The organism is Ruegeria sp. BG10, from assembly GCF_056538575.1.
In genome coordinates this window covers 1-26,615 of record NZ_JBQFTI010000003.1, presented here as the reverse complement: position 1 = coordinate 26,615, position 26,615 = coordinate 1, and the positions used below count along the sequence as shown (strand labels likewise).

The 26,615-nt window shown below is 63.0% G+C and carries 26 protein-coding genes; 16 read left to right on the top strand and 10 right to left on the bottom strand.

Annotation, left to right across the window (positions count from 1 at the left end; translation table 11 throughout):
* Positions 1 to 58: 58 nt before the first annotated feature.
* The 6 genes from ACR0D8_RS13390 to ACR0D8_RS13365 all read left to right on the top strand — a co-directional run bounded on the left by ACR0D8_RS13390 (position 59) and on the right by ACR0D8_RS13365 (position 7,178).
* Positions 59 to 1,798 carry a heparinase II/III family protein gene (locus ACR0D8_RS13390; protein WP_480647166.1) on the top strand — a complete coding sequence of 580 codons (1,740 nt, stop codon included), beginning with the start codon at positions 59 to 61 and terminating at the stop codon, positions 1,796 to 1,798.
* A 22-nt stretch (positions 1,799 to 1,820) separates the two neighbouring features.
* A complete protein-coding gene (gene purH / locus ACR0D8_RS13385; RefSeq protein WP_480647164.1) occupies positions 1,821 to 3,410 on the top strand; it encodes a bifunctional phosphoribosylaminoimidazolecarboxamide formyltransferase/IMP cyclohydrolase in 1,590 nt (529 codons plus the stop codon).
* Complete coding sequence (gene lspA, locus ACR0D8_RS13380) at positions 3,410 to 3,880, top strand: signal peptidase II (protein ID WP_480647162.1); 471 nt, start codon at positions 3,410 to 3,412, stop codon at positions 3,878 to 3,880. The genes purH and lspA overlap by 1 nt, the downstream gene beginning before the upstream one ends.
* Positions 3,881 to 3,930: 50 nt before the next feature.
* The gene (locus ACR0D8_RS13375) at positions 3,931 to 4,449 is read left to right on the top strand and encodes a DUF3035 domain-containing protein (RefSeq protein ID WP_480647160.1); all 519 of its coding nucleotides are present in this window, start codon (positions 3,931 to 3,933) and stop codon (positions 4,447 to 4,449) included.
* A gap of 81 nt (positions 4,450 to 4,530) precedes the next feature.
* Positions 4,531 to 5,871 (top strand): M16 family metallopeptidase, encoded by a 1,341-nt coding sequence (locus tag ACR0D8_RS13370; RefSeq protein ID WP_480647158.1) that lies wholly within the window; start codon positions 4,531 to 4,533, stop codon positions 5,869 to 5,871.
* Positions 5,868 to 7,178, top strand: a complete 1,311-nt coding sequence (locus tag ACR0D8_RS13365; protein ID WP_480647156.1) for a M16 family metallopeptidase — start codon at positions 5,868 to 5,870, stop codon at positions 7,176 to 7,178. The genes ACR0D8_RS13370 and ACR0D8_RS13365 overlap by 4 nt, the downstream gene beginning before the upstream one ends.
* 22 nt (positions 7,179 to 7,200) lie before the next feature.
* On the opposite strand, the gene ACR0D8_RS13360 is transcribed toward ACR0D8_RS13365, so the two are convergent.
* From ACR0D8_RS13360 to deoC, 3 genes are all read right to left on the bottom strand, one after another.
* A complete protein-coding gene (locus tag ACR0D8_RS13360; RefSeq protein WP_480647154.1) occupies positions 7,201 to 8,010 on the bottom strand; it encodes an SDR family oxidoreductase in 810 nt (269 codons plus the stop codon).
* A gap of 24 nt (positions 8,011 to 8,034) precedes the next feature.
* Complete coding sequence (locus tag ACR0D8_RS13355) at positions 8,035 to 10,368, bottom strand: aldehyde dehydrogenase family protein (RefSeq protein ID WP_480647153.1); 2,334 nt, start codon at positions 10,366 to 10,368, stop codon at positions 8,035 to 8,037.
* Positions 10,369 to 10,443: 75 nt separating this feature from the next.
* Positions 10,444 to 11,442, bottom strand: a complete 999-nt coding sequence (gene deoC / locus ACR0D8_RS13350) for a deoxyribose-phosphate aldolase (protein ID WP_480647151.1) — start codon at positions 11,440 to 11,442, stop codon at positions 10,444 to 10,446.
* Positions 11,443 to 11,640: 198 nt separating this feature from the next.
* Between deoC and ACR0D8_RS13345 the strand changes: the two genes are divergently transcribed.
* The 6 genes from ACR0D8_RS13345 to ACR0D8_RS13320 all read left to right on the top strand — a co-directional run bounded on the left by ACR0D8_RS13345 (position 11,641) and on the right by ACR0D8_RS13320 (position 18,954).
* Positions 11,641 to 12,594 (top strand): metal ABC transporter solute-binding protein, Zn/Mn family, encoded by a 954-nt coding sequence (locus ACR0D8_RS13345; protein WP_480647149.1) that lies wholly within the window; start codon positions 11,641 to 11,643, stop codon positions 12,592 to 12,594.
* Positions 12,595 to 12,597: 3 nt separating this feature from the next.
* Complete coding sequence (locus ACR0D8_RS13340) at positions 12,598 to 13,401, top strand: metal ABC transporter ATP-binding protein (protein WP_480647148.1); 804 nt, start codon at positions 12,598 to 12,600, stop codon at positions 13,399 to 13,401.
* A gap of 3 nt (positions 13,402 to 13,404) precedes the next feature.
* A complete protein-coding gene (locus tag ACR0D8_RS13335; RefSeq protein WP_480647146.1) occupies positions 13,405 to 14,610 on the top strand; it encodes a metal ABC transporter permease in 1,206 nt (401 codons plus the stop codon).
* Positions 14,607 to 15,536 (top strand): metal ABC transporter permease, encoded by a 930-nt coding sequence (locus ACR0D8_RS13330; protein WP_480647144.1) that lies wholly within the window; start codon positions 14,607 to 14,609, stop codon positions 15,534 to 15,536. Before ACR0D8_RS13335 ends, ACR0D8_RS13330 begins: the two co-directional genes overlap by 4 nt.
* A gap of 279 nt (positions 15,537 to 15,815) precedes the next feature.
* Complete coding sequence (mutL, locus tag ACR0D8_RS13325; protein WP_480647142.1) at positions 15,816 to 17,672, top strand: DNA mismatch repair endonuclease MutL; 1,857 nt, start codon at positions 15,816 to 15,818, stop codon at positions 17,670 to 17,672.
* Between the two features lie 52 nt (positions 17,673 to 17,724).
* Positions 17,725 to 18,954: a DNA recombination protein RmuC gene (locus ACR0D8_RS13320; RefSeq protein ID WP_480647140.1), complete on the top strand. Its 1,230-nt coding sequence runs from the start codon at positions 17,725 to 17,727 to the stop codon at positions 18,952 to 18,954.
* 68 nt (positions 18,955 to 19,022) lie between these two features.
* On the opposite strand, the gene ACR0D8_RS13315 is transcribed toward ACR0D8_RS13320, so the two are convergent.
* Both ACR0D8_RS13315 and ACR0D8_RS13310 read right to left on the bottom strand, forming a co-directional pair.
* A complete protein-coding gene (locus ACR0D8_RS13315) occupies positions 19,023 to 19,673 on the bottom strand; it encodes a ChrR family anti-sigma-E factor (RefSeq protein ID WP_480647138.1) in 651 nt (216 codons plus the stop codon).
* A gap of 10 nt (positions 19,674 to 19,683) precedes the next feature.
* Entirely contained in the window at positions 19,684 to 20,199 is a 516-nt protein-coding gene (locus tag ACR0D8_RS13310; protein WP_475157096.1) for a sigma-70 family RNA polymerase sigma factor, read from the bottom strand.
* Between the two features lie 287 nt (positions 20,200 to 20,486).
* On the opposite strand from ACR0D8_RS13310, the gene ACR0D8_RS13305 reads away from it, so the two are divergent.
* From ACR0D8_RS13305 to ACR0D8_RS13290, 4 genes are all read left to right on the top strand, one after another.
* Positions 20,487 to 21,260, top strand: coding sequence for a DUF1365 domain-containing protein (locus ACR0D8_RS13305; RefSeq protein WP_480647136.1), 774 nt, complete (start codon positions 20,487 to 20,489; stop codon positions 21,258 to 21,260).
* Positions 21,261 to 21,349: 89 nt separating this feature from the next.
* Positions 21,350 to 21,667: a DUF3775 domain-containing protein gene (locus tag ACR0D8_RS13300; RefSeq protein WP_170408475.1), complete on the top strand. Its 318-nt coding sequence runs from the start codon at positions 21,350 to 21,352 to the stop codon at positions 21,665 to 21,667.
* A 124-nt stretch (positions 21,668 to 21,791) separates the two neighbouring features.
* A complete protein-coding gene (locus ACR0D8_RS13295; protein ID WP_475157107.1) occupies positions 21,792 to 22,028 on the top strand; it encodes a DUF1127 domain-containing protein in 237 nt (78 codons plus the stop codon).
* 32 nt (positions 22,029 to 22,060) lie between these two features.
* On the top strand, positions 22,061 to 22,261 hold the full coding sequence (locus ACR0D8_RS13290; protein ID WP_475157112.1) for a hypothetical protein: 201 nt from the start codon (positions 22,061 to 22,063) through the stop codon (positions 22,259 to 22,261).
* A 103-nt stretch (positions 22,262 to 22,364) separates the two neighbouring features.
* Here ACR0D8_RS13290 and ACR0D8_RS13285 read toward each other — a convergent pair whose 3' ends face one another.
* Genes ACR0D8_RS13285 through ACR0D8_RS13265 form a run of 5 tightly spaced genes read right to left on the bottom strand, consistent with a single transcriptional unit; the run spans position 22,365 to position 26,138 of the window.
* Positions 22,365 to 23,507, bottom strand: coding sequence for a saccharopine dehydrogenase family protein (locus ACR0D8_RS13285; protein WP_480647133.1), 1,143 nt, complete (start codon positions 23,505 to 23,507; stop codon positions 22,365 to 22,367).
* A gap of 22 nt (positions 23,508 to 23,529) precedes the next feature.
* Positions 23,530 to 23,778: a SemiSWEET family sugar transporter gene (locus tag ACR0D8_RS13280; protein WP_475157122.1), complete on the bottom strand. Its 249-nt coding sequence runs from the start codon at positions 23,776 to 23,778 to the stop codon at positions 23,530 to 23,532.
* Between the two features lie 12 nt (positions 23,779 to 23,790).
* The gene (locus ACR0D8_RS13275; protein WP_480647131.1) at positions 23,791 to 24,837 is read right to left on the bottom strand and encodes a saccharopine dehydrogenase; all 1,047 of its coding nucleotides are present in this window, start codon (positions 24,835 to 24,837) and stop codon (positions 23,791 to 23,793) included.
* 14 nt (positions 24,838 to 24,851) lie between these two features.
* On the bottom strand, positions 24,852 to 25,466 hold the full coding sequence (locus ACR0D8_RS13270) for a glutathione S-transferase family protein (RefSeq protein ID WP_480647129.1): 615 nt from the start codon (positions 25,464 to 25,466) through the stop codon (positions 24,852 to 24,854).
* A 21-nt stretch (positions 25,467 to 25,487) separates the two neighbouring features.
* Positions 25,488 to 26,138: a histidine phosphatase family protein gene (locus tag ACR0D8_RS13265; protein WP_480647127.1), complete on the bottom strand. Its 651-nt coding sequence runs from the start codon at positions 26,136 to 26,138 to the stop codon at positions 25,488 to 25,490.
* Positions 26,139 to 26,615 lie beyond the last annotated feature (477 nt).

The following is a 26,615-nucleotide window of genomic DNA, read 5'->3' as shown; positions in this document are numbered from 1 at the left end:
CGGTCTATCGTTGGGTCTCAGGCGCCAGCAGAGCGCAAGGGGCAGAGTAACGAGCGGCATGTCGAACTCAGATACCATGTCAAACTGGTGGACGCGGTTTCAAAACCGTCTCTACGCGCGGCTCAGCCAGCGGCGCAAGGCGGCGACCGGTTTCGTCGGCGAGCCCGAGCCGCGCACCATCGGATCCTTTGCGCGCGGACGGCAACTGGTGGCGGGCAACCTGCTGTTTGCCGGCTATCTGGTCGAGGCGCAGGACACCGGCCTTTGGGATGTCGCCGCCCCCAGCACGGGGTTCGACAGTGAACGCCACGGTTTTGCCTGGCTGGACGATCTGGCCGCTGTAGGCGACATCCGGGCGCGTGATAAAGCCCAGCGCTGGGTCTGGGGATGGATCGACGCACATGGCCGCGGGCAGGGGCCGGGCTGGGCACCGGACCTGACCGGGCGGCGGGTGATGCGCTGGGTGAACCATGCGGCGTTTCTGTTGCGCGGCGTCGATGACAAGAAAAGCGCGCTGTTCTTTCGGGCCCTGGCCCAGCAGACCTGGTTCCTGTCCAAACGCTGGCACGCGGCCACACCGGGCCTGCCCAGGTTCGAGGCGCTGGCCGGTCTGGTGCAGGCCGGGCTGGCGCTGGAAGGGCAGGAGCGGTTGGCCGATCCGGCGCTGCGTGCGCTGGCGCGGGAATGCGACAGGCAGATCGACCAGCAGGGCGGCATTTCCACCCGAAACCCCGAAGAACTGCTTGAGGTGTTCACCTTGCTGGCCTGGACCTCGGCCGCGCTCAGCGAATTGGGGCGGGGCACGCCCGGCGCACAGGCCAACGCGATCAAGCGCATGGCCCCCACGTTGCGCAGCCTGCGCCATTCCGACGGCGCGCTGGCCCGGTTCCACGGCGGCGGGCGCGGGGTCGAGGGGCGGCTGGATCAGGCATTGGCGCAAAGCGGGGTCAGACCGCATCACGCCTCGGGTCTGGCGATGGGATATGCGCGGCTTTATGCGGCCCGGACCAGCATCATCGTGGATGCCAGCCCGCCCCCAAGGGGCGCGGCGTCCTTCAATGCGCATGCCTCAAGCCTGGCATTTGAACTGACCTCGGGGCGTCGACCGCTGATCGTGAATTGCGGATCCGGTGAAAGCTTCGGGTCCGAATGGCGGCGGGCCGGGCGGGCGACGCCTTCGCACTCGACGCTGTGTCTGGATGGCTATTCCAGCGCCCGGCTGGCCGCCCCGGCACCCGGCACCGAAAAAGAGGCGCTGGTCGACGCCCCGCAAGAGGTGCCGGTCGATTTCGAAGAGGCGTTCGAAGGTACGCGGTTCATGGTCGGGCATGACGGCTATGCCCGGGTTTTTGGCCTGACCCATGCCCGGACGTTCGAGCTGCGCTTTGACGGGCGGGAACTTGCGGTCGAGGATATCTTGCTGACCGCCACCGACAAATCCAAGCGGCAATTCGACAAGGCGCTGGACGCTTCGGGGTTGAACGGCATCGGGTTTGACATCCGGTTTCACCTGCACCCCGACGTGGATGCCGCCATTGATCTGGGCGGCGCGGCGGTGTCGATGGCGCTCAAAAGCGGTGAAATCTGGGTATTCCGCCATGATGGCGTTGGAAAATTGTCTGTCGAACCAAGTGTTTATCTTGAAAAAGGCCGTCTGAAGCCGCGCGCGACAAAACAGATCGTTCTATCCGGGCGCGCAATGGAGTATGCGACGCGCATCCGGTGGACGCTGAGCAAGGCACAGGATACAGCCTATGCCGTGCGCGATCTGCACCGGGACGAGCCCGAGTTTGACTGACGCCAAAAGGACCTTTGGACCCATGACCGATCTTCACCCCGTGCGCCGCGCGTTGCTTTCCGTTTCCGACAAGACCGGGCTGATCGAGCTGGGCAAGGCGTTGGCCGAGCGCGGGGTCGAGCTGTTGTCGACCGGCGGCACCGCCCGCGCGCTGCGCGATGCGGGGCTTGAGGTTCGGGACGTGAGCGAGGTCACCGGTTTCCCCGAGATGATGGATGGCCGGGTCAAGACGTTGCATCCGATGGTGCATGGCGGCTTGCTGGCGCTGCGCGACAACGACACCCACATCGCCGCGATGGAAGAGCACGGCATCGGTGCGATCGACCTGCTGGTGGTGAACCTTTATCCGTTCGAGGCAACGGTCGCCAAGGGCGCAGCCTATGACGAGTGTATCGAGAATATCGACATCGGCGGTCCAGCGATGATCCGCGCGGCGTCCAAGAACCACGCTTTTGTCAACGTGGTTGTGGATGTCGAGGATTACTCGTCGCTGCTGGACCAGCTGGAAGAGAATTACGGCAAAACATCCTATGGATTCCGCCAGTGGCTGGCGCAAAAGGCGTATGCCCGCACCGCCGCCTATGACGCCGCTGTCTCCAACTGGATGGCCGACGCGCTGCAGCTTGAAGCCCCCAAGCGCCGCGCCTTTGCGGGTGAGCTGAAACAGACCCTGCGCTATGGCGAAAACAGCCACCAACAGGCGGCGTTCTACACCGATGGCACCAACCGCCCCGGCGTGGCCACCGCAATGCAACATCAGGGCAAGGAACTGAGCTACAACAACATCAACGACACGGACGCGGCTTTTGAGCTGGTGGCCGAGTTCGACCCGGCGCAGGGTGCCGCCTGCGCCATCATCAAGCATGCCAATCCCTGCGGCGTGGCCACTGGAGCAACCTTGTTAGACGCCTACAAGGCGGCGTTCGATTGCGACCGCACCTCGGCCTTTGGTGGCATCGTGGCGCTGAACCAGCCGCTGGATGCGGAAACCGCGCAGGAGATCACCGGTATCTTCACCGAGGTTGTGATTGCCCCCGGCGCATCGGACGAAGCCAAGGCGATCTTTGCCGCCAAGAAGAACCTGCGCTTGCTGACGACCGAGGCGCTGCCGGATGTGACCGCAGGCGGCAAGACCGTGCGTCAGGTGGCCGGTGGTCTGCTGGTGCAGGACAAGGACAATGGATTTGTCGGCATGGATGACCTGAAGGTCGTGACGAAAAAGGCACCGACCGAGGACCAGATGCGCGACCTGCTGTTTGCCTGGAAAGTGGCGAAGCACGTCAAGTCCAACGCCATCGTTTATGTCAAAGATGGCGCGACCGTCGGTGTTGGCGCGGGGCAGATGAGCCGCGTCGACTCGGCGCTGATTGCTGCGAAAAAGGCCGAGCGCATGGCAGACGCGCTGGGCCTGCCGCAACCGCTGACAATTGGGTCTGCCGTGGCCTCGGATGCGTTCTTCCCCTTCCCGGACGGGCTGATGGAGGCTGCACAGGCCGGTGCCACCTGTGTCATTCAGCCCGGCGGCTCAATGCGGGATGACGAGGTGATCGCAGCCGCGGACGAGGCCGGGCTGGCCATGGTCTTCACCGGCATGCGCCATTTCCGTCACTGATGCGCTTTCGGCTGCTTTTCTGGGCCGGGCTGGCCGCGTTTCTGATCGACCAGATCAGCAAATATCTGGTCGTTCACGTGATGCGCGTGGCCGAAGGCAATATCGACGTGCTGCCGCCCGTGCTGGTGTTCAAATACGGCGAGAATCGCGGCATCAATTTCGGCCTGTTTCAGGGCAATTCCGAGGCCGCCCGCTGGGTGCTGATCGGCATCTCGCTGGTGATTTCGGCCGGTGTCCTGATCTGGCTGATGCGCACGGCGCCATCAAAGCTGATGCTGATCTGCGGCGGGTTGCTGATCGGCGGTGCGCTGGGCAATGTCGTGGACCGGCTGCTTTACGGGTATGTTCTGGATTTCCTCAACATGTCCTGCTGCGGGATCAACAACCCGTTTGTGTTCAACCTGGCCGATGTGTTCATCTTCGCCGGGGCCATCGGATTGGTGCTGTTCGACGGTAAAAAGCCCTCGTGACGTGCCCGGGGAAATGGGATAAAAGCGCCTGAAACAGGCTGGAGACTCTGATGCGGTTGCCGCGATCCATACTTGCTGTGACATTGGCCTTTGTGGCTGCGGGATGTTCCGACATCGGCCTGCGCCACCTTGAGGCGCCGGGGCCGGGACCGGATGAATTCTCGGTCATGCCGGTCAAGCCGCTGACGCAGCCGAAGGATTATCAGTTTCTGCCGGCACCGACGCCGGGCGGCAGCAACCTGACCGACCCGAATCCCAAGGCCGACGCCATTGCGGCGCTGGGCGGCAATGCAGCCGCAGTGAATACCGGAACCGCGATCCCGTCTTCGGATGCGGCGCTGGTCACTGCCTCCAGCCGCTATGGCGTTCCGGCCAATACCCGTCAGGTCGTGGACACCGAAGATGCCGAGTTCCGCAGGAAGCAAGGCCGCTGGACCCGGTTGCGCCTGTTCAAGGTGGATCGCTATGCGCAGGTGTACCGGCGCGAGGCACTGGACCCGGATGTGCAGACCGAAGCGGCGCGCCGCGCCGGGATCGAAACGCCCTCTGCCCCTCCGGCCGATGAATAAATCTTAACTTTCCGTCATCGGCCTTGAACCTGCGCGGCCCTACCGTAGTTTGAACACTATAAACGAAACGGAGGATGCCCCATGGTTCGGGCTCTGGCCTTGTCTGCCGCCCTGATTGCCGCCGCCCCGGTCTTTGCCGGGGATGGCCACGAGGCGGTCACCACTTTCACGCTGGACAACGGCATGGATGTTGTCGTGATCGAGGATCACCGCGCCCCGGTCGTGCAACACATGGTCTGGTATCGCGCCGGCTCGGCGGATGAACCGGTCGGCTCGTCCGGCGTGGCGCATTTTCTGGAACATCTGCTGTTCAAGGGCACCGACACGCTGGCCCCGGGCGAGTTTTCGGCCACGGTCGCCGCCAATGGCGGCAATGACAATGCCTTCACCTCTTACGATTACACCGCCTATTTCCAGCGCGTCGCCGCTGATCGTCTGGAACTGATGATGCGGATGGAGGCAGACCGGATGCGCAACATTCGCCTCACCGATGAGGATATCGCCACCGAACGCGACGTGATCCTGGAAGAGCGCAACCAACGCACGGAAAACAGCCCCCGTGCCCTGTTCGGCGAACAGATGAGCGCGGCGCAATACCTCAATCACCGCTATGGTGTGCCGATCATCGGCTGGCGGCACGAGATGGAGACCCTGGACATGGAGGATGCGCTGTCCTTCTACCAGACCCATTACGCGCCCAACAACGCCATTCTGGTGGTCACCGGCGATGTCGAACCGGATGCGGTCAAAGCGCTGGCCGAGCAATATTACGGCGTGATACCGGCCAATCCGGACCTGCCGGAACGGGTGCGCTCGCAGGAACCGCCGCAAACCGCGGAACGTCGCCTGACCTACAAGGACGCACGGGTGTCGCAACCTTACGTGCAGCGCAGCTATCTGGCACCGGAACGCGATCCCGGCGAACAGGAAAAGGCCGCGGCCCTGTTCCTGCTGGCAGAGCTTCTGGGTGGCAGCACGACGTCCTACCTGAACGAAAAACTGCAGTTCGAGCAGCAGAAGGTCGTCTATGCCGGGGCCTTCTATCGCGGATTGTCGCTGGATGACACGACCTTCGATTTGCTGGTTGTCCCGGCACAGGGCGTTTCGCTGCAAGAGGCCGAGGAGGCGATGGATCAGGCCGTCGCCGACTTCATCGCCGAGGGTGTCAATCAGGAGGATCTGGACCGGATCAAGATGCAGCTGCGCGCCGCCCAGACCTATGCCCGCGACAATGTCGACGGGATCGGCAACCGTTATGGCCGCGCTCTGACCAGCGGCCTGACGGTTCAGGATGTACAGGACTGGCCCGATATCCTGCAGGCCGTGACCAGCGATGAAATCATCGCCGCCGCCCGCGACGTGCTGCAACCGGAAACATCGGTCACCGGCTGGCTGATGCGGGATGATGAGGTGACGCAATGAAACGGATTTTCGCAACCCTGATCGCCTTTGTCGTCGCATTGCCCGCCTGGGCAGAGATCGAGATCGAAGAGGTCACTTCCCCCGGCGGCATCACCGCCTGGCTGGTCGAAGATCACTCGATCCCCTTCACCGCGCTGGAACTGCGCTTTCGGGGCGGTACTTCGCTGGATGAGCCGGGCAGGCGCGGCGCAGTTTACCTGATGAGCGGACTGATCGAGGAAGGCGCGGGCGACTTGGACGCCCGGACCTATGCACGCGAGCTTGAGGCGCTGGCAGCGTCGTTCCGATACAATGCCGCCGATGACTCGGTCTCTATTTCCGCGCAGTTCCTGACTGAAAACCGCGACGCGGTGATCGACCTGCTGCGCACCACAATTCACGAGCCACGATTTGATCAGGATGCGGTGGATCGCGTCAAGGCACAGGTCCTGTCCGGCCTGCGGTCGGACCAGACCGACCCCAACGACATCGCCGGGCGCAGTTTTGCACGGATGGCCTATGGCGATCATCCCTATGGCACCGAGGGCAAGGGCACGATCGACAGCGTCACGGCCCTGACCCGTGAGGATGTGGTCACAGCCTATGACAATGTCTTCGCCAAGGACCGGCTATATGTCGGTGCCGTGGGCGATATCACCCCGGAAGAACTGGGCGCGCTGCTGGACAACCTGCTGGCCGACCTGCCCGAGACCGGCAAGCCGATCCCCGGCCGCGCCGACGTGTCCATTTCCGGCGGGGTCAGCGTGGTCGAATTCGACACGCCGCAATCCGTGGCGCTGTTCGGCCATGCGGGTATTGACCGGGACGATCCCGATTTCTTTGCCGCCTTCGTCCTGAACCACATTCTGGGTGGTGGCGGGTTCGAAAGCCGTCTGATGCAGGAAGTGCGCGAAAAACGCGGCCTGACCTATGGCGTGGCGACCTATCTGGTGCCCAAGGATCTGGCTTCGGTCTATCTGGGGTCGGTGTCCTCGGCCAATGACCGCATTGCCGAAGCGGTCGAGGTGATCCGCGATGAATGGGCGCGCGCGGCCTCCGAAGGCGTGACGCAGAAGGAACTGGACGACGCCAAGACCTATCTGACCGGGGCCTACCCGTTGCGCTTCGATGGCAACGGACAAATCGCCGGGATCATGGTCGGGATGCAGATGGAAAACCTGCCGATCGACTACATCGCCACCCGCAACGACAAGGTGAACGCGGTGACGCTGGATGAGGTGAACCGGGTGGCCCGCGAATTGCTGGACCCTGAGGGGTTGCACTTTACGGTTGTCGGCAAGCCCGAGGGGCTGGAAACCACGAACTGATACCAAAGGGGCTGAGCGGTGCTCAGCCCTTTTTCATGCTGCGCAGCATCTGCCCCATCATCTGACCGAACTTGCCCGACCCGCGCTGATACAGCGCGCCGTCCACCGCCAGAACCGTCCCGCTGATATAGCTGGCCAGATCGGAACTGAGGAACAGGCAGGCGTTGGCGACGTCCTGCGGCTGACCCCAGCGGCCAAGGGGCACGTCGCGGCGCAATTCCTCATGGGCGTTTTCTGTCGGCGCCAGACGCCGCGCGCCTTCGGTACCTTCGATGAACCCCGGCACGACCGAGTTCACGCGGATGCCCTCGACCCCCCATTCCATCGACAGGGTCCGGGTGATCTGATCGACGCCCGCCTTGGCGGCGCAGACATGGGCCTGACCCTCATAGGGCAGATAGGATTGCGGGGCCGAGATGTTAATGATGCTGGCCCCCGGGCGCTTGAGGTAGGGGTAGGCCCCTTTCAGCACATGGACCGTGCCCATCAGGTCGATATCCACCACCGTCTTGAACGCGTTGACCGACATCTCGGCCGTCAGCGCCGGGAAGTTGCCCGCCGCGCCCGAAACCAGAACGTCGAAGTCGCCAAATGCGTCGTGGAACTGTTTCAGCCCCTTAGCCACGGCGTCGGGATCGCGCACGTCAAAGGCCGCGCCGATGGCCTCCGCTGCGCCTGCTTCCTTGAGCGCCGCGACCGTATCATCCACCTTTTCCTGCGACCGGCTGGCAACCGCCAGCCTGGCCCCCGAGGCCGCAAAAGCCTCGGCAATGCCCCGGTTGATGCCGCTGGTGCCGCCGATGACGATGACGGTTTTGTTCGTAAAATCCATTTGGGCCTCCCTGACGCGGGAGCCCTACTCGCCGTAGGGCACCCAGATGTTTTTGACTTCGGTTGCAGCCTGCAGGAAGCGGCGCGAATGGTCCACGCCCCAATCGATTGCCGTAGCGTTATTGACCCAGGTGCGTTTCAGATTTCCGTCCGAAGCTTTCTCGATCACCGCCGACAGGTCGGTGGATGAGAAGCACCAGACCGCATCCACGTTCAGATGCGAGGCCAGTGGTTTCGCCAGTTCCGCATGGCTGCCGGTCAGGATGTTGACCACGCCAGCAGGCACATCCGAGGTTTCGAGGATTTGATAGAAATCCGTCGCCGCCAGCGGATGGGGTTCGCTTGCAGCCAGCACCACCCGGTTGCCCATCGCAATCGCGGGTGCCATGGCCGAGACCAGACCCAGCAGGGGCGCTTCATCCGCGCAGAGTGCGCCGATCACGCCAACCGGCTCTTTCATGGCAATGGCAACACCCCGGATCGGCACGCCATGCACCTGACCATCATATTTGTCGGCCCAGGCGGCGGCGGTGAACAGGCGCTGGATCGAGGCCTCGACCTCTTTTGCGCCGTCTTTCCTGCCGGTCATGGCGTCGATGCGGGCAGCGAATTCGTCGCCACGGGCCGAAAGGTTCTCGCCGATATAGTACAGGATTTGCGCCCGCAGATGGCCGGTAGTCTTGGACCAGCCTTTGGCACCCGCAGCAGCCTCAACCGCGTTGCGGACATCCTTGCGGTTGGCCAAACCCACGTGGCCCAGCAGGCCGGACTTGCCCCAGACGGGTTTCGAATAGCCGCCATCGGGCCGCGCCTGCTTGCCGCCGACATACATCTTGGCGGTGCGGTCGATGGGATCGACCGGTGCGCCTTCGCCCATGGACGCCTCGACCTTCGCCAGCGGTTTGGCCTTGCCTTTGGGCTTGGTATAGGCCGTCAGCCCTTCCCAGCCGCCCTCGCGGCCAAAGCCGCTTTCACGCACACCGCCGAAGCCTGCGGCAGCGTCGAACAGGTTGGTGGCATTCACCCAGACCACGCCCGCAACCAGCTTGGGCGCAATGTCCAGCGCAAGGTTCACGTTCTCGGTCCAGACCGTCGCGGCCAGCCCGTAGCGGGTGTTGTTGGCCAGTTCCACCGCCTCTTCCGGCGTGCGGAAGGTTGAAGACACCAGAACCGGGCCAAAGATTTCCTCCTGCATCAGCGGGTCCGAGGCCTCGAGCCCCGAGATCAGCGTCGGCGGGTAGAAGCATCCGTTTTCCGGCAACTCACAGGCTGCCTGATGTACGTGTCCGGCGGTATTGCTGTCGACCATACCCTTGATGGTCTGCAACTGGATCGGGTCAACGACCGCGCCCACGTCGATGCATTTGTCCAGCGGATCACCGATGCGCAGCGTGTCCATCCGGGCGCGCAGCTTGGCGTGAAAGCGGTCGGCGATGCCCTCCTGCACCAGCAGGCGCGAGCCCGCGCAGCAGACCTGACCCTGATTGAACCAGATCGCATCGACCAGACCTTCGATGGCACTGTCGATATCGGCGTCATCAAAGACGACGTAGGCCGACTTGCCACCCAATTCCAACGTCAGTTCCTTGCCGGAACCGGCGGTCGCCTCACGAATCCGCCGCCCCACGGCGGTCGAGCCGGTGAAGGCGATCTTGTCGACCTCCGAGTTCACGATCATCTCACCCACCGCGCCATCGCCGGTGACGATGTTGACCACGCCCTTGGGCAGACCCGCCTGCGTGCAGATATCGGCGAACAGCAGCGCGGTCAGCGAAGTATATTCAGCCGGTTTCAGAACCACCGTATTGCCCATCGCCAGAGCCGGCGCGATTTTCCACGCCAGCATCAGCAGCGGAAAGTTCCACGGAATGATCTGCCCACACACACCCAGAGCCTGCGCATCAGGCAATTCGCTTTCCATCAACTGCGCCATGCCCGCATGGTAATAGAAATGCCGCTGCGCCAGCGGGATGTCGATATCGCGCGATTCCCGGATCGGTTTGCCGTTGTCGAGGCTTTCCAGCACGGCAAAGAGGCGCGAGTGCTTCTGCAACAGGCGCGCGATGGCATAGAGGTACCGCGCGCGGCCCGCGCCACCCAGCTTCTCCCATTTCGGTTGCGCCTTGCTGGCAGCGGCAACGGCGGCGTCCACATCGGCCTGTTTCGCCTGTGTCAGCTTGGCCAGAACCTCACCGGTCGCGGGGTTGCGACTGTCGAAGCCCTTACCGGGCTTGGTGAAGGCACCGTCGATATAGTGGCCGAACTTGTCGCCCTGATCGACCAGCCAGGCCAGCGCCTCGGCAGAGCTTTCGGGGGCGGGGCCGTAATCCATGGTCTCGAAGATTTCTTTGACTGTCATTGTTCTTGTCCTTTTCCCGGGGCTTCGCCCGTTGGGCGCTGAAACTGCTGCGGCAGAGCAGTTTCCGGGCGCGCCTCACCCCATAGAGTGACGGTAACCGGCCGAGTAGGCGCCGGTGACATAATGTTCCAACTGGCGTTCGATATCACCCAGCAGAGACGACGCGCCAAAGCGGTACAGGTCCGGCTCCAGCCAGCGGTCGCCCAGTTCGTCCTTGATCAGCGACAGGTAAACCAGCGCGTCTTTTGCCTTGGAAATCCCACCGGCCGGCTTGTAGCCGACGCGGTATCCGGTGCGGTCATAATAGTCGCGGATCGCGCGGATCATGACCAGTGACACGGGCAGGGTGGCGTTGACGCTTTCCTTACCGGTCGAGGTCTTGATGAAATCCGCCCCCGCCATCATGCAGACCAGCGAGGCGCGCGCTACGTTGCGCAGGCTGCCCAGCTCTCCGGTTGCCAGAATGGCCTTCACATGCGCATCGCCGCAGGCGGCGCGGAAGGCTTTCATTTCATCATACAAAGCCTGCCAGTCGCCCGACAGAACATGGCGGCGCGAGATGACGATGTCGATCTCCTCGGCCCCGGCCTTCACGCTTTCCTCGATCTCGGCCACGCGCAGGTGAAAGGGTGACAGCCCGGCGGGAAATCCGGTGGACACGGCGGCAACCGGAATGCCGGTGCCCTTCAGCGCGTCAACCGCGGTTTCGATCATGTCGTGATAGACGCAGACGGCTCCGGTGGTGATCGGCGGCATGTCCAGCGCCTGCAGAACCGAAGGGGACACCGGCTGGCGCGCCTTGGCGCACAGGCGGCGTACACGGCCCACCGTGTCATCGCCCGACAGGGTGGTCAGGTCGATCATCGTGATCGCCTTCAGCAACCACGCGGCCTGATAGTCCTTCTTCACCGACCGCCGACCGGGCAGGGTGGCGGCGCGGCGCTCGATCGCCGAGGTGTTGGCCTGTACCGCCCGCACCCAATCCAGATCCAGATCCATGCCCGGGTTCCGGGGTTCGGTCACTTGCGGCAGATGCGCGGTGCGCACGGCGCTGTCTGAGCTCTGCGTTTCCATCTTCACGTCCTTTGGGAGGTTTGCGCCAAAATCGCACGGGTTGCGGTCAAATGGAAGGCAAACCGGGTCCGCAGGGGGAAATTTTTTGACCAAATGGACAAAATCGGCGTTTTCTTGCGAATAATTCGCAATAGCGTTGACTTAGTTGCGAATGGTTCGCATATTCATTCTCAACAGGAAACCAGATCGGGGTCTGATATGATTCGTCGCAGCTTTCTTGCAGCACTGGCCTTTGCCGCTGCATTGCCACTGACGGCCTGGGCCGAGGCGCCGCTGAAGGTGGTGGCAACAACCGGCATGATCGCCGACGCCGCGCGTCAGGTGGGTGGCGATCAGGTCGAGGTGAAGGGCCTGATGGGCCCCGGTGTCGATCCGCATGCCTATCGCCAGACCCGCAGTGACATCGTTGCCATGACCCGCGCCGACCTGATCCTGTGGCACGGCCTCTATCTGGAAGCGCAGATGGAGGACTTTTTCCATGATCTCGGTCGCAAGCGCACTGTGGTGGCGGTGGCCGAGGGGGTCGACAGATCAAAGCTGCGCGCCCATGACGATTACGCCGACAAGTTCGACCCGCATGTGTGGATGAGCCCGGCCCTGTGGCGCGATGTGGTGGTCGAAGTTCAGAAGGCGCTGACCGAAGCGCGCCCGGATTCGGCGGATGTCTTCGCCGCCAACGCGCAGGCGCATCTGGCGGATATTGACCAGCTTGAAGCCTATGGCAAACAAGCGCTGGCGGCGGTGCCGGAAAACAACCGCGTACTGGTCACCGCGCATGATGCGTTTGGCTATTTCGGTGCCGAATACGGCTATGAGGTTCTGGGCATTCAGGGCATCTCGACCCAGTCCGAGGCCGGTCTGAACCGGATCGGGAAACTGGTGGAGACGCTGGTTGATCAGCAACTGACGGCGGTGTTCGTGGAAAGCTCGGTCTCTGACCGGTCGATGCGTGCGCTGATCGAAGGGGCCGCCGCCAAAGGGCACGAGGTCGGTGTCGGCGGCGAGCTGTTCTCGGACGCCATGGGCGAGCCGGGCACTTATGAAGGCACTTATGTTGGCATGCTGGATCACAACATCACGGTCATAGCCGGTGCCCTGGGGGCGGACGTGCCCGCGCGGGGCATGAACGGCAAGCTGTCGGCGGGGTTTTGAGTGATGCTGGAACTGGCCGCAGATCAGGGTGTTTCGGTTGCTGAGCACGGCGTGGACGACAGCCCTCTGGCCATTCGCGGCCTGACGGTATCCTACGGACAGAAGCCTGCGGTGTTTTCGGTGGACATGACCGTAAAGCCCGGCGCGATGACGGCGATTATCGGACCGAACGGGGCGGGCAAGTCCACGCTGCTCAAGGCGGCATTGGGAATCGTCTCTCCGCTGTCCGGGCAGGTCACCGTTTTTGGTCAGCCGCTGGAACAACAGCGCGCCCGCATTGCCTATGTTCCGCAGCGCGCCAGCGTCGACTGGGATTTTCCGACCCGCGTGATTGACGTTGTCCTGATGGGGCTGTCACGGCAACTGGGCCTGCTGGGCCGGGTTCGGGCGCGGCATATGGCCTGCGCGATGGATTGCCTGAACCGCGTTGGCATGCGCGATTTTGCGGATCGTCAGATTGGCCAGCTTTCGGGTGGTCAGCAACAGCGGGTCTTTCTGGCCCGCGCGCTGGCGCAGGACGCCGATCTGTACCTGCTGGACGAACCTTTTGCCGGGGTCGATGCGGCCACCGAAAAGGCCATCATCGCCGTGCTGAAATCGCTGAGAGAGACGGGCAAGACGGTTGTTGTGGTGCATCACGATCTGGCCACCGTCACCGACTATTTCGATCATGTCTTCCTGATCAATACGCGCAAGGTGGCCGAGGGGCCGGTGGCCGAGGCCTTCACCGCCGAAACCCTGCAATCAGCTTATGGGGGCCGTCTGGCCACGGCACAGATCGATCAGATTTCGCGCGCGCTGGGATAGGCCATGCTTTGGGATGCTCTGAGCTTGCAGCTTGGCTATAACGCCACGCTGGTCGCTATTGGCGCGACCCTGCTGGGCGTGTCTGCCGGGGTGACCGGCACCTTCCTGTTTCTGCGCAAACGCGCGCTGGTCAGCGATGCAATCAGCCATGCGACCCTGCCGGGCGTCTGTCTGGCCTTCATGGTTTTGGTCGCATTTGGCGGAGACGGGCGCAACCTGATCGGCCTGCTGGCCGGGTCCGCCGTCTCGGCCTGGATCGGTCTGCTGTGCATGAACTGGCTGACGCGGCGCACGCGGCTGGCCGAGGATGCCGCCATCGGGGCGGTGCTTTCGGTGTTTTTCGGGTTTGGCATCGTCCTGCTGACTGTGATCCAGACCATGGGCGTGGGCCGTCAGGCAGGGCTGGAAGGCTTTCTGCTGGGCTCGACCGCCGGGATGCTGTGGGCCGACGCGCTGATCATCGCGGTCGGCGGGGCGGCCACGCTGGTTCTGGTCATGATCATCCGCCGCCCGATGACCATGGTGGCTTTTGATCCTGAGTACGCGGCGGCCCGGGGCCTGCCTGCGCATCGCATTGATCTGGCCATGATGGGGTTGGTGATGGCGGTCACCGTTGTTGGCCTGAAGATCGTCGGGCTGATCCTGATCGTCGCGCTGTTGATCATTCCGCCGGTGACCGCGCGGTTCTGGACCGACCGTTCGGACCGGGTTGTTCTGCTGGCCGGGCTGGCGGGCGGACTGGCCGGGTATCTGGGCGCGGCGCTGTCGGCCTCGGCCCCCAATCTGCCCACCGGTCCGATCATCGTGCTGGTCAGCTTTGCCTTTTTCGCCGTTTCGCTGTTGCTGGCCCCTGTCCGTGGCGTTCTGGCGGCGATCCTGCGGCATCTGCGCTTTCAGCGGCGGGTCCATATCCGTCAGGGGTTGCTGGCGCTGGCACAGGGGCAAAAGATCTATGAGCCGCTGACGATCCGTTTGTTGCGGCGCGCCGGGCTGGCCCGCGCCGATGGTGTCGCCACCGAGGCAGGCAGGGCGCGCGCCGCCAAGGCGCTGCGCGACGAAAAACGCTGGGAAATCGTCCGCGCGGATCAGGCGCACGAGGCGACAGCAGCGCTGTATGACGGGTTGCGTGACATCGAAACTGTTCTGACCCGCGACCAGATCGCCGAAATCGACCGCCAGATCGGCGCCCCGCAGGAGGTGCCGGTATGAGCGGCCAGGAATTTGTCCCCCTGTCGCTGACACCGCTGCTGATCGGAACCTTTGCGGCCATCGCCTGCGCGCTGCCCGGCAACTTCCTGGTGCTGCGCAAACAGGCCCTGATCGGGGATGCGATCAGTCATGTGGTGCTGCCGGGCATCGTCGTGGCCTTTCTGCTGACCGGCGCGATCTCGACCTGGCCCATGATGCTGGGGGCTGCCGGCGCGGCAGTTGTGGCCGTGGTGATGATCGAGGCGGTCCGCCGGCTGGGACAGATCGAACCCGGCGCGGCGATGGGGGTGATTTTCACCACCATGTTCGCCGGGGGTGTGCTGTTGCTGGAACAGACCGATACCTCGACCGTGCATCTGGATGTTGAACATGCGCTCTATGGCAATCTGGAAAGCCTGATCTGGCTGGATGCCGTCGGGTGGTCATCTGTTCTGGACCTCACCGCGCTGGCCGGTCTGCCACCGGAACTGCCGCGCATCGCGCTGACCCTGGTCGGCGTGGTCCTGTTCATCTGGCTGTTCTGGCGGCCGCTCAAAATCTCGACCTTCGACGAAGGGTTCGCCCGCACGATCGGCATTCGCACTGGTGCGCTGGGCATGGCGCTGGTCATCATCGCAGCGATTGCGGCGGTGGCGGCCTTTGATGCGGTGGGCTCGATCATCGTGATTGCCATGTTCATCTGCCCGCCCGCCGCGGCCCGCATGATGACCAACCGACTGGAAACCCAGATCGCGTGGAGCGTCGGTTTCGCCTGTGTCTCGGCGATTTCTGGCTATGTGCTGGCCGGCTACGGGCCGTTGTGGCTGGGCGGTGCTGACGCGGTGAGCGCGGCCGGGATGATCGCGACGATGTCCGGGCTGATCCTGGCTGGCGCCGCGCTCTGGGGGCCGTGCCGAACCCGCGTCGGTGCGCCCGGTACCGCTTGACCCGGCATGTTCCCGCCACCGCCTTCTGCGGTAGGTCGGCTGAACTTCGCCCAGATGAACCGGCGGGCCAGAGTTAACAAGCCTCACCCCCTGTTTCATGGTAGGTCACCCGCAATTACTAAGCGCATGACCACCACTCACTTCGGATCGTTCGGACAACCGCGACCGGTATCGTCAGGTTTTGCCTGATGCAACGCGGTTGTTCGAACGCCCCCTCCCGCAAAATAGAGCAGCCAAACCGGTGGTAGAATCGTGCCCGGCTGTGCTAGGTCTAGCGGTATGGCGCAGGCAAACCCCAATATCCGCGAAAACCGACCGGTAATCCGACAGCTTGAGGATGCTGCGATCAATCGAATCGCTGCCGGTGAAGTGGTGGAACGCCCGGCCTCGGCCGTGAAAGAGCTGGTCGAGAATGCCATCGACGCCGGATCGACCCGGATCGCCATCGATATTGCCGACGGTGGCAAGACGCTGATTCGAGTTACGGATGACGGGTGTGGAATTGCGCCGGATGACCTGCCGCTGGCGCTGTCGCGCCATGCGACATCGAAGATTGACGGCTCGGACCTGCTGAACATCCACACTTTCGGTTTCCGGGGTGAGGCGCTGCCGTCGCTGGGCGCTGTGGGCCGTCTGACCATCACCAGCCGGGTGCCGGGGGCCGAGGCCGCCTCGGTCCATGTTGCGGGTGGCAGAATGGATGCAGTCAAACCCGCCGCCCTGCGTTCCGGCACGGTGGTCGAGCTGCGCGATCTGTTCTACGCCACGCCTGCCCGGCTGAAATTCATGCGCACCGACCGGGCCGAGGCGCAGGCGATCACCGACACCGTCAAACGTCTGGCCATGGCTGAACCGGCGATCACCTTCACCCTGCGCGACGTGTCCGGAGGCGGCGAGGGCCGCGTGACCTTCCGCGCCGACCGTGAGAATGGCGATCTGTTCGACGCGCTGCACGCCCGTCTTGCCCGTGTGATCGGGCGCGAATTTGCCGAAAACGCCTTGCAGATCGACGCCACGCGTGAAGGTATCCGGCTATACGGATACGCGGCCCTGCCGACCTATTCGCGGGGTGCGGCTGTGGCGCAGTACCTGTTCGTCAATGGCCGCCCCGTGCGCGACAAGATGCTGACCGGGGCGTTGCGGGCGGCCTATTTCGATTTCCTCAGCCGCGACCGTCATCCGGCGGCGGCGCTGTTCATCGACTGCGATCCGACATTGGTGGATGTGAACGTGCATCCGGCAAAGTCTGAGGTTCGGTTCCGCGATCCCGGTGTGGCACGCGGGCTGATCGTCTCGGCCCTGCGCCACGCGCTGGCCGAGGCCGGGCATCGGGCGTCCTCAACCGTGGCCAATGCGACGCTGGGCGCGATGCGGCCGGAACCGGCGCAACCAGCCCCTGCGCGTGTCTATCAGATGGACCGGCCCTCGCCCGCGGCGCAGCAGGCCGCCTTTCAGGCACAATCGCCGGGGTTTGCGGAACTTTCCCGGGATTACAGCGCCAGTATCGTCGAACCGACCCCCGTAGCCCCCACTGTCGAAGACCCGCCAGCACAAGACCTGCCATTGGGCGCGGCGCGCGGGCAGGTGCACGAGAATTACATCATCGCCCAGACCGCCGATGGTATGGTGATCGTTGACCAGCACGCTGCACATGAGCGGCTGGTCTATGAAAAGCTCAAATCCCAGATGGCCGAAAACGGCGTCGCCGCGCAGGCGCTGCTGATCCCCGAGATCGTGGAACTGTCGGAGGGCGACTGCGCGCGGCTGATGGCTGTGGCGGACGACCTGTCGCGCCTTGGTCTGACGCTGGAACCTTTCGGTGGCGGGGCTGTCGCCGTGCGCGAAACCCCGGCCATTCTGGGTGAGGTCGACGCCCGCGCGATGATTCTGGATATCCTGGACGAACTGGCCGATCAGGGCGAAAGCCAGATGGTACAGGCACGGATCGAGGCGATCCTCAGCCGCGTGGCCTGCCATGGCTCGGTCCGATCGGGCCGTCGGATGCGTGCCGAAGAGATGAACGCCCTACTGCGCGAGATGGAGGCGACGCCGCATTCCGGGCAGTGCAACCATGGGCGGCCGACTTACGTGGAGCTGAAGCTGAGCGATATCGAGCGTCTGTTCGGGCGCAGTTGATCCCTTGGCCTTGCCGGGTTATGAAGAATAAAACAAGAACATCCGAGGCGACATGATCGAGATTGCTGGCACCCAATACGCGCTGACCGACCCCGGGATCCTGATTGCGGGCGGTGTGGTGGCTTTGATCCTGCTGCTGCTGTTCTTGTCGCTGCGGGCGGCTCAGCGCTCGGCCCGGATGGCGGAACCTCTGGCGCGGCAGATGGCGCATCTGGGCCAGCATGTGCAGCAGTTGGGACAGGGACAGGAACAGTTGCGCGGTGGGTTGAGCCATGTTTCGGACCAGCAGGCCAATGCGCAGGTGCAGGTGATCCAGACGGTGGAATCGCGCCTGTCCTCGGTGCAGCAGCAGATGAATGACCGGCTGGCGGATAACGCGATGAAATCGGCGCGGGCGCTGGCCGAGATGCAGGAGCGGATGAAGGAATCGCTGCATGGGTCATCGAAACAGACCGCGACCTCGCTGACGCAATTGCAGGAGCGGCTGGCCGCCATCGACAAGGCGCAGGACAACATCACCAAATTGTCGGGCGATGTGCTGTCATTGCAGGATATCCTGTCGAACAAGCAGACGCGCGGGGCGTTCGGTGAGATTCAGTTGAACGATATCGTGTCCAAGGCGCTGCCGACAGACAGTTTTCAGCTGCAGGCGACCTTGTCGAACGGACGGCGGGCGGATTGTCTGATCAACCTGCCGAACCCGCCGGGGCCGATTGTGATCGACAGCAAGTTCCCGCTGGAAGCCTATGAGGCGCTGATCGGGTCCACCAATGACATGGAACTTAAGGCCGCGGTGCAGATGTTCCGCAGCACGGTGCGCAAGCACATCAACGATATCGCCGAGAAATACATCCTCGACGGCGAAACCGCCGATGGCGCGTTGATGTTCTTGCCTTCCGAGGCAGTCTATGCCGAACTACACGCCAAGTTCCCCGAACTGGTGCAAGAGAGTTTCAGCAAACGCGTTTGGATCGTGTCGCCTACCACCTGCATGGCGACACTCAATACGATGCGCGCGATCCTGAAAGATGCCCGCATGCGCGAACAGGCAGGCGCGATCCGCAAGGAACTGGGCCTGCTGCACAAAGATGTGGAGCGTTTGGGCGACCGCGTCTCAAACCTGGACCGCCATTTCGGACAGGCGGCCAAGGATATCTCGGACATCAAGATCAGCGCTGAAAAGGCCGGGCGTCGGGCCCAGCGTCTGGACAATTTCGATTTTGAGGAACTGGCCTCCGAGGATCAGACCAATGTGGTCCCGCTGGGCAAGACCGAAGGCTAGCGTTCTGCGAAACAAATTGTCCGGAGATCACGCGGGTCCTGACCGGGATTGCGTCAATACAAGGCCGGTCAGATACGCAGAAAGGGCTGAAACAGGCGCGGCATCAGCTTGCTGAATTTCAATGGCGCATCTGTCACGGCCAGGCAGATGCAATCTTCTGAGACGTCTGCCGTCGGCGTGTGATGCACGCTTTCATCCGCGATCTCGACATCGCCGCGGGCAAAACGGTCGACCTCGTCCGAAAACGCGCCCTTGAGCACCATGGTCAGTTCCACGCCATTGTGGCTGTGATCCGGTACAGCGGCCCCGGCCGGGATCAACAGCAGACGCGCGGTGGCTTCGCGGGTGGTCGGCAGGATCGCCTGTTTCACACCCATCCCGATCGAGCGCCACTGAATATCGTCGACATCACCGCCCACGTAATCCTGCAGCGGCGCCGGCAGAACGGAACATCCCGGGCGCGCGGGTTTTGCAATCGGCGCACCCTGGGCGATCAGCGCCATCGTCGCCGCCAGCGACCCGTCGCTCATTTCAGGGGCGTCATCCTGCTCCTGCAAAACGCAGCCGCCGACCGCGTCAAAGCTCTCTGCCCGCGCCCGGCAATGGTCGCACAGGGACAGGTGGGTGGCGACCATCAGGTCGAACGCTTCGGGCAGAGTGCCCGCGGCGTAAGCCATCAGCAGGTCGTCCGTCAGGTGATGTTTGATCTTGTTGCTCATCTTCATCATCTCAGTTCATCGCATGGCGCAGGCGATCCAGCGCCAGCCGTATCCTTGATTTGATCGTTCCCAGGGGCAGCCCGGTTTCAGACGCGATCTCACGGTGACTCAGGTCACCGAAATACGCCTTTTCGATCAGTTCTCTTTGCGCTTCCGGCAACGCTGTCAGCGCGTCACGCAGTTGCGCGGTTTCCTGTTGCAGCGCGATCACGTCGCCCTGATCCGGTTCCGCTTCGGGGCCCCATCCCAGATCCTCGGGTTCGGGGCGGCGTTGCTTGCGCAACACGTCGATGCGCTTGTTCCGGGCGATCGTGAACACCCAGGTGGCCACAGTGGCCCGGGCCGGATCGAACAGATGCGCCTTGTGCCACAAGGTCGCCATCACCTCTTGCGCGCATTCCTCAGCCAGCGTGGCGTCGGATCCCGATTTGATCAGGAACGCCTTGATTCGTGGCGCGAAATGCTGAAACAGCTCGGCAAACGCCGCCTGATCCTGCGCATCCCGTATGCGTCTGACGTGGCTCACCCACTCTGTTCTGGTGTTGCAACTGTCATCCGCTCGGTCCACCGGCTTGCCCCTGATGCGTTTCTTTGCGCGCCAAGGTTTCAGTGCAGGCCCGTCGGCCGACGGTTCATCCAAGGTCACGGTATCGATCTCGGTAAACATAACCACATTACGCGGGTCAGCCCAAGGCGGATCACTTTATTCGGCCATTTTGATCCGAACCGCGCTAGATTACGTAAACTCTGATACAGCGAACTGGGGAAAAGAATGTCATTTAAACGGGTTACAGGCGGATTGGACATCAGGGTATGAACAGGGTCGACCATATCGCAGGCCATACCTATCACGGGCGCAAGGGCGCAACCCGGAACGCCTTTCGATATTCAATCGACTACATCCTGCTGGACCCGGAAAACCCGCCCAGAACGCCGGCCTTGTTCTCGGTGAACCGCGCCAATGTCATGAACTGGCGCGACCGTGATCACGGCGGCGCGCCGCACCGGGGCCGTGGTGCAGCGTGGCTGCGCGACCGGTTTGACGAGATGGGGGTGGCCCAGCCGAAGACGATCCGCCTGCTGACACAGCCGCGCGTCTTTGGCCATGTGTTCAATCCGGTCAGCTTCTGGTTCTGTTTCGACGGGGAGGGGCAGCTTTACGCGGTGGTGGCCGAAGTGACCAACACCTATGGCACGCGCCACAGCTATCTGTGCCACAACCCGAACTTTGCCCCTCTCGGGCCGTCCGACCGGGTGGTGGCGGACAAGCTGATGCATGTCTCGCCGTTTCAGAAAATCGAGGGGACTTACACATTCCGCTTCGATTACCGCCCGGACCGGGTGGGCGTCTGGATCGATTACGGCCGCGCCGGGGGCGGGTTGATCGCGACGCTGACAGGTCCCCGGGCGCCGTTGACCAACCGCGCCATCCTGTGGTCCCTGCTGCGGCGCCCCTTCGGCGCGCGCCGCGCCTTTGCCCTGATCCTGTGGCAGGCGCTGAAACTCAAGGTCAAACAGGCCCGGTTTCGCTCGTTTCGCAGCGCCCCCGTTCCCGATCACCCGATTTCCCGCATTCGCGAACGCTGAGCGCATAGTTTGTTTGCGTAAGATCAAAGACTCAGCCGGCGCAGGGTGATTGTGGTAGGATGGAAACCGCGAACACGAGGAGTTGGGTCATGTTGGAAATCTCGGCAAGAAAGATCGCTCAGGTCGCCATGATGGGGCGCGAGCTGGACCGGGCCGAGGGCGAGCTGCGCGCGTTCATCGACCGGATGGGCGAGGACGAACAGGCCGAGCTGGTTGCTGTCATGTGGATCGGGCGCGAAAGCTTTTTCGCCGAGGATCTGGCCGAGGCCATCGCCACCGCAAAATCCGAAGCTTCGACCCCCTGCGCCGATTACCTGATCGGCACGCCGCACCTGTCGGACCATCTGGAAAACGGATTGGATGCGCTGGGCATATCCGCCGAGGATGTAGAAAACGACCTGATGTAGGCGGCGGTCAGGTCAGGACCTGCATCATGAACAAACCTTAATAATTCCATCCTGCTACATTAACGCGGGCCTCCTTAATCAGTTGTGTGACGGGTATCGCAACACTGATGAGACGGAGGAAATTATGGGATACGCACAGACAGTCAGCCCGCAGAAGGGCCTCTTTTTCGGCCTGTTTTCCAATTATGCCGAAGCACGGGTCGAGCACTTTCGCCAGGGGATCTACGCCAGAACCGTTCGCGAACTGGAAAACCTCAGCGACCAGCAACTGAACGACATCGGAGTGCCGCGCGACGAGATCAAGGAACGCGCCTATCAGAGCGTGTATCACAAGCAGCCCTACCGTCGGCAGGTGCAATAAGGCCAGTCCAACGCGAACCGAGGAGGAAGACAATGCTGGATACACATTCAATCCCCGAGACCAGGGTCATCGCCAGTGCGTTGCTGCTGTTTGACCGGGCGATGAAGCTTCAGACCATCCGGACGGACATCGTGCGGGCCGCTCAGGACCTCAACCGCCTGACGGATCACCAGCTGTCCGAGCTTGGGATCAACCGCAGCGATCTCGACGACACGATCGAAAGATTTATCTGACCGGTCCCTGCAGAATGTCCCGAAACTGAAAGGTTATCGGGTCAACGCCAAAAGCCATTCCGATTTTCCGGAATGGCTTTTTTGTTTTTAGTGGTTCTGAAACTCAGGCCGTATGATCCACGACCTGAAGATGTTGCGCCAGCCTGTCGATCTCGGCCATCCAGCCCTGAACCAGCCTGGGGTCGCTGGGGGCGGCATGTACGCCCGCCGGTATCGCGCGGTTCAGAACCGCCTCAACCGCCAGCGACACGGGGATCGACACCAGCCGCGCCATGGCCGTGCCGCGCGCGTCGCCCCAGGCATCCATCACATAAGTCTTGTGCCAGACCGACACGCCGTCCATTTCCGCCTTCAGACCGACGCAGAGAACAACGCGGTCCGGTTCGCCCTCGTCATAGGCGTTTTCGTCCCAGAACCGGTCCGACATCTCTTTCAGGCGCGCGTCGCCTTCGGGGCCGGACAGGGTTTCGATTTCCCGAAACACGTCTGACCACGCATCCGCCCAGCCGTTCAGGCGCAGGGTACCGCGGACGAATTCCTTTACGGTCCAGTGATCCTCGAACCGGTATTCGGCCATGAAAGGGATCGAGTCGCGGTTGGGATAGACCTCGAAGCTTTCCGGCGTCGGCAACGGCGCGATATAGCTGCTGATCGCGTCCCACGGGCGCGCAACGTCCAGCGGGGCATAGTCGCGGATCGACCGCGACGGCGACCGCAGCGCCTTGAGAACGCCCAGCGGCGACCAGCTGAACTTGTAGCGGAACGGGTTGGGGTGTTTCGGGATGCCGCCGCAATAAGAGATGAAGCTCAGGTGGTTTTCCGGATCGAACGCGTCCGATGCGCGGTAGTCATCGACCAGAGCATGCGCCATCAGGTGGTCGATGCCCGGGTCCAGACCCACCTCGTTGACAAGCGCCACGCCAGCCTCACGCGCCTTGTCGTCCAGCGCGCGCATCTCGGGCGCGATGTAGGAGGACGAGGCGAAATTGGCCTCTTTCGCAATCGCCAGTTCTGCCAGCGGCACGTGCCAGTCGCCCGGCAGCATCGAGACGATCACGTCGCCCTTTGCCAGCACCCCGCCAATCGCGTCGATGTCGAAGGCGCGGATTTCATCGGTCAGATCTCCGACTTCGGCCCTGGCCTTTTCAACGGTCCGGTTCCAAACGGTGAGTGTGTGCCCGCCTTCGATCAGGCGGCGCAGGCCGGGGATGGCCGACAGGCCGGTGCCACACCAGTGAATCGTCATGCGTAAGCTCCTTTATGGCGGTTCAGCCGAATTTCAGTTTCGCGGTCACAATTGCCCCGACAAGCAGGATCGATATCACATTCCCCAGGATCAGGGGCCATGCGGCGATCATCAACCCATAAGCCAGCCACAGGGTCAGCGTTGTCAGAATCAACAGGTTCGCAGGCAGAGACAGGTCCTTGGTCTCGCGCGTGCGCCAGGTTTTCAGGGTCTGTGGCAACCAGCAAATGGTTCCCAGTATTGCGGCCGCTGCCCCGATCAGATGTTCCATGGATGCACTCGCTTAAACATGGTTGCGGAACGTGTCCCGCGCGCGGCCCCAGACACCGGTTTCGATGTCGCCAAGCGTCAGCAGAGAAGGCAGCAGCTGTGCCGCATAATCTTCCGAGCTTTCGACCGGCAGCATCGACGGCAGGTTGTCGATCGCCATCACATCCATCACCGGGTCCGTCGCCACGCGCAGGGCCGGCGTCTCCCATGTGGTGGCCCTGTCGTAGACCGGCACCGGGTTGTAATCGCTGTCCGGATCGCAGGCCACGTCGCCAATGGCGGTCAGCTTGCGCGGCATGGTCAGGGCCGCGCGTGGGACAAAGACCGGCGTGCCGGGGCAGGCGAAGATGCAGTTCAGGAACAGGTCGTGGTCCAGTATCTCGGGGAAAGGTCCGCCGCTGGCGGTTTCCGCCATGTCCCATTTGGTGACGGGCACGCCCATCGCTTCGCACAGATCCGCCGCACCGGTGCCGACCCGGCCGAGGGCGCCAATGACGATGGCGCGGGGCCGGTCCGCGCCGGTTGCGTCCAGTTCCGCCAGCAACTCGGCGTTCAGCGCGTCCTTGCCCGGATAGACCCCAACCGGCGGGCAAACCTGCCCGCGCTGCTGCGCCGCCCATGTCTTCAGGGTCACAGCCGCCCCGGCATAGCCGGCCCAATATCCAAAGGCGGCAACGCGGCGGCCATCCTCATCCATCAGATATTCCAGATCATAGAGCGTGCCGCCCCCCGCCCTGAACCGGTCCAGCAGCGCGCGGCCCGAATGCTGGCCCTTATAGGCGTGGCCGAACATGATGTGACGATGGGGCAGGGGCGTGCCGTCCTCGGGCAGTTCCTTGAGCCCGAAGATGATCGCATCCGACGGGGCGTCGGGCCAGAAGTTTTCAGCCGCGATGTCACACCCAACTTCCTTGTAGCCGTCAATCGGAATGGCGCGGACATGGCTTTCCTCGACCGTCACGCGAATGCCCGCAGCGATCAGCGCGGCAGCGCCTTCGGGGGTCAGCCCCACCCGTTCCTCATTCGGGCGTTGCTCTGCCCGGACCCAGAGATGTGTCATGCGATATCCTTTTGTCAGAGCATTCCGGCGGCGCGCACCGCCTGAACCGAAGGTCGCGCTTCCATCGCCGCGCGGAAGGCTTCGATTTTGGGAAAGGCGGTGACGTCGACGCCGTCCCCTTCAAGCCAGCTGCACACCACATACAGGTACGCATCAGCCAGCGAGAATTCCGCGCCCAGCACAAACGGCCCGCGCAGCCCGTTCGAACAGATGTAATCGCAGGATGCCGTCATATTCTGCGCCACCTTGCCCGTCATGTCCGTCCAACTGGATTGCTGGTCGGCCCAGCGGTGCCCGCGCTGCTTGTGCGCGTGGTTCACATGCATGGTCGAGGCGAGGTAGAACATCACCTCGCGCATGCGCGCCGCCAGAATCGGGTCGTCAGGCACCAGCCCGGCTTCGGGCGCTTTGGCTGCGATATATTCCAGCAACGCCCCGGTCTCGGTCAGAATGCCGCCGTCAACGGCCAACGCGGGCACGCGGCCCTTGGGGTTGATCTGCTGATAGGCCGGCCCGGTCTGCTCACCGCCGGCGAAATCCAGTTGTATGGCCTCATAGTTCAGCCCGGCCTCTTCCAGCGCGATGGCAACCGCGACCGAAATCGTACGGGGGGCATAGTATAGCTGCATCAGGGGACCTCCGGGCCGGGGTTACAGATGGGTTTGCGCGAACTGCCGGTCGGGTGCCTCCAAATGTGGCACGGCGTTGAACAGAACCGGGCTCAGCTGCGCGCCGATCGGGTGCAGACGATGCATTGACGTGTTCATGATGGCAAGGGCCACCCGCGCCATCGACGGGATATCCAGCCCCATCGCCTGCCGCACCACCATCGAGATCAATCCGCCCGACGTCACGATAATCGCGGGCCCGCCCTCGGTGCCGATATCGCGCAGCGCATCCGAAACACGGGTCTCGAATTCTTCAAAGGTCTCGGGCGTATCCTCGATCTCGCCATTCGCCCAGGCGGCGAATGTGCGCGGCAGGTGTTCTACAAACCCTTCGCGGTCGACCGGAACGGGTACGCCATGCTGATCCTCGAACATTTTGGCGAGCGTGAAATATTCGATCTCGTTCAGACGCGCGTCCCGGACCGGGTCCGGCAAGCCCATGCTGGCGGCGGTTTCGGCGTGACGGACCAGCGTGCCGCAATAGGCCCGCGGGTAATGCGCCCGCGTGTCCTGCAGATGCGCGCCCAGCCAGCGGGCCTGCTGGTGGCCCAGTTCACTGAGCTTGTCATAATTGACTTCGTCACGCGCAGCCGTGTTGGCCTGGCCGTGACGGACCAGTGTGATATGTGACATGGCGGCCCCTTTCTCGCGAAGTCTTAGGGCAGGTTGCGGGCAGGGGCCAGAGGTGTTCCACCAGCTGCCGGCAAAAATCGTTTCCGCTAATGCGCTTGGCTGCCGGCTACCGAAACGGGTCAAAAAGGGCCTCGGTTTTAATACGCGGATGTTGCCTAACGGAAAAAAGTTTCCTATAGGATACAAACCTGCATGCCGCCGCATACATTCCCGATGGTCCGGCAACCGGGGCGGGCCGTCCCCGCCCATCCAAGCCTGTTGACTTGCGATGGTCTCCCGGGAACCTTGGGGTGGCACGGCTTTAGTGCAAAGCAGCCGGATCCTGCCGCGCTGCGCTCATGGACACTGGATTACGAAAGGTCTCTGACATGACATCTTCGCCAAACCGCACCCCACTTCATTCGTTGCATGTTGAGTTGGGGGGTAAGCTGGTTGATTTTGCGGGATGGGAGATGCCTGTTCAGTATCCTTTGGGGA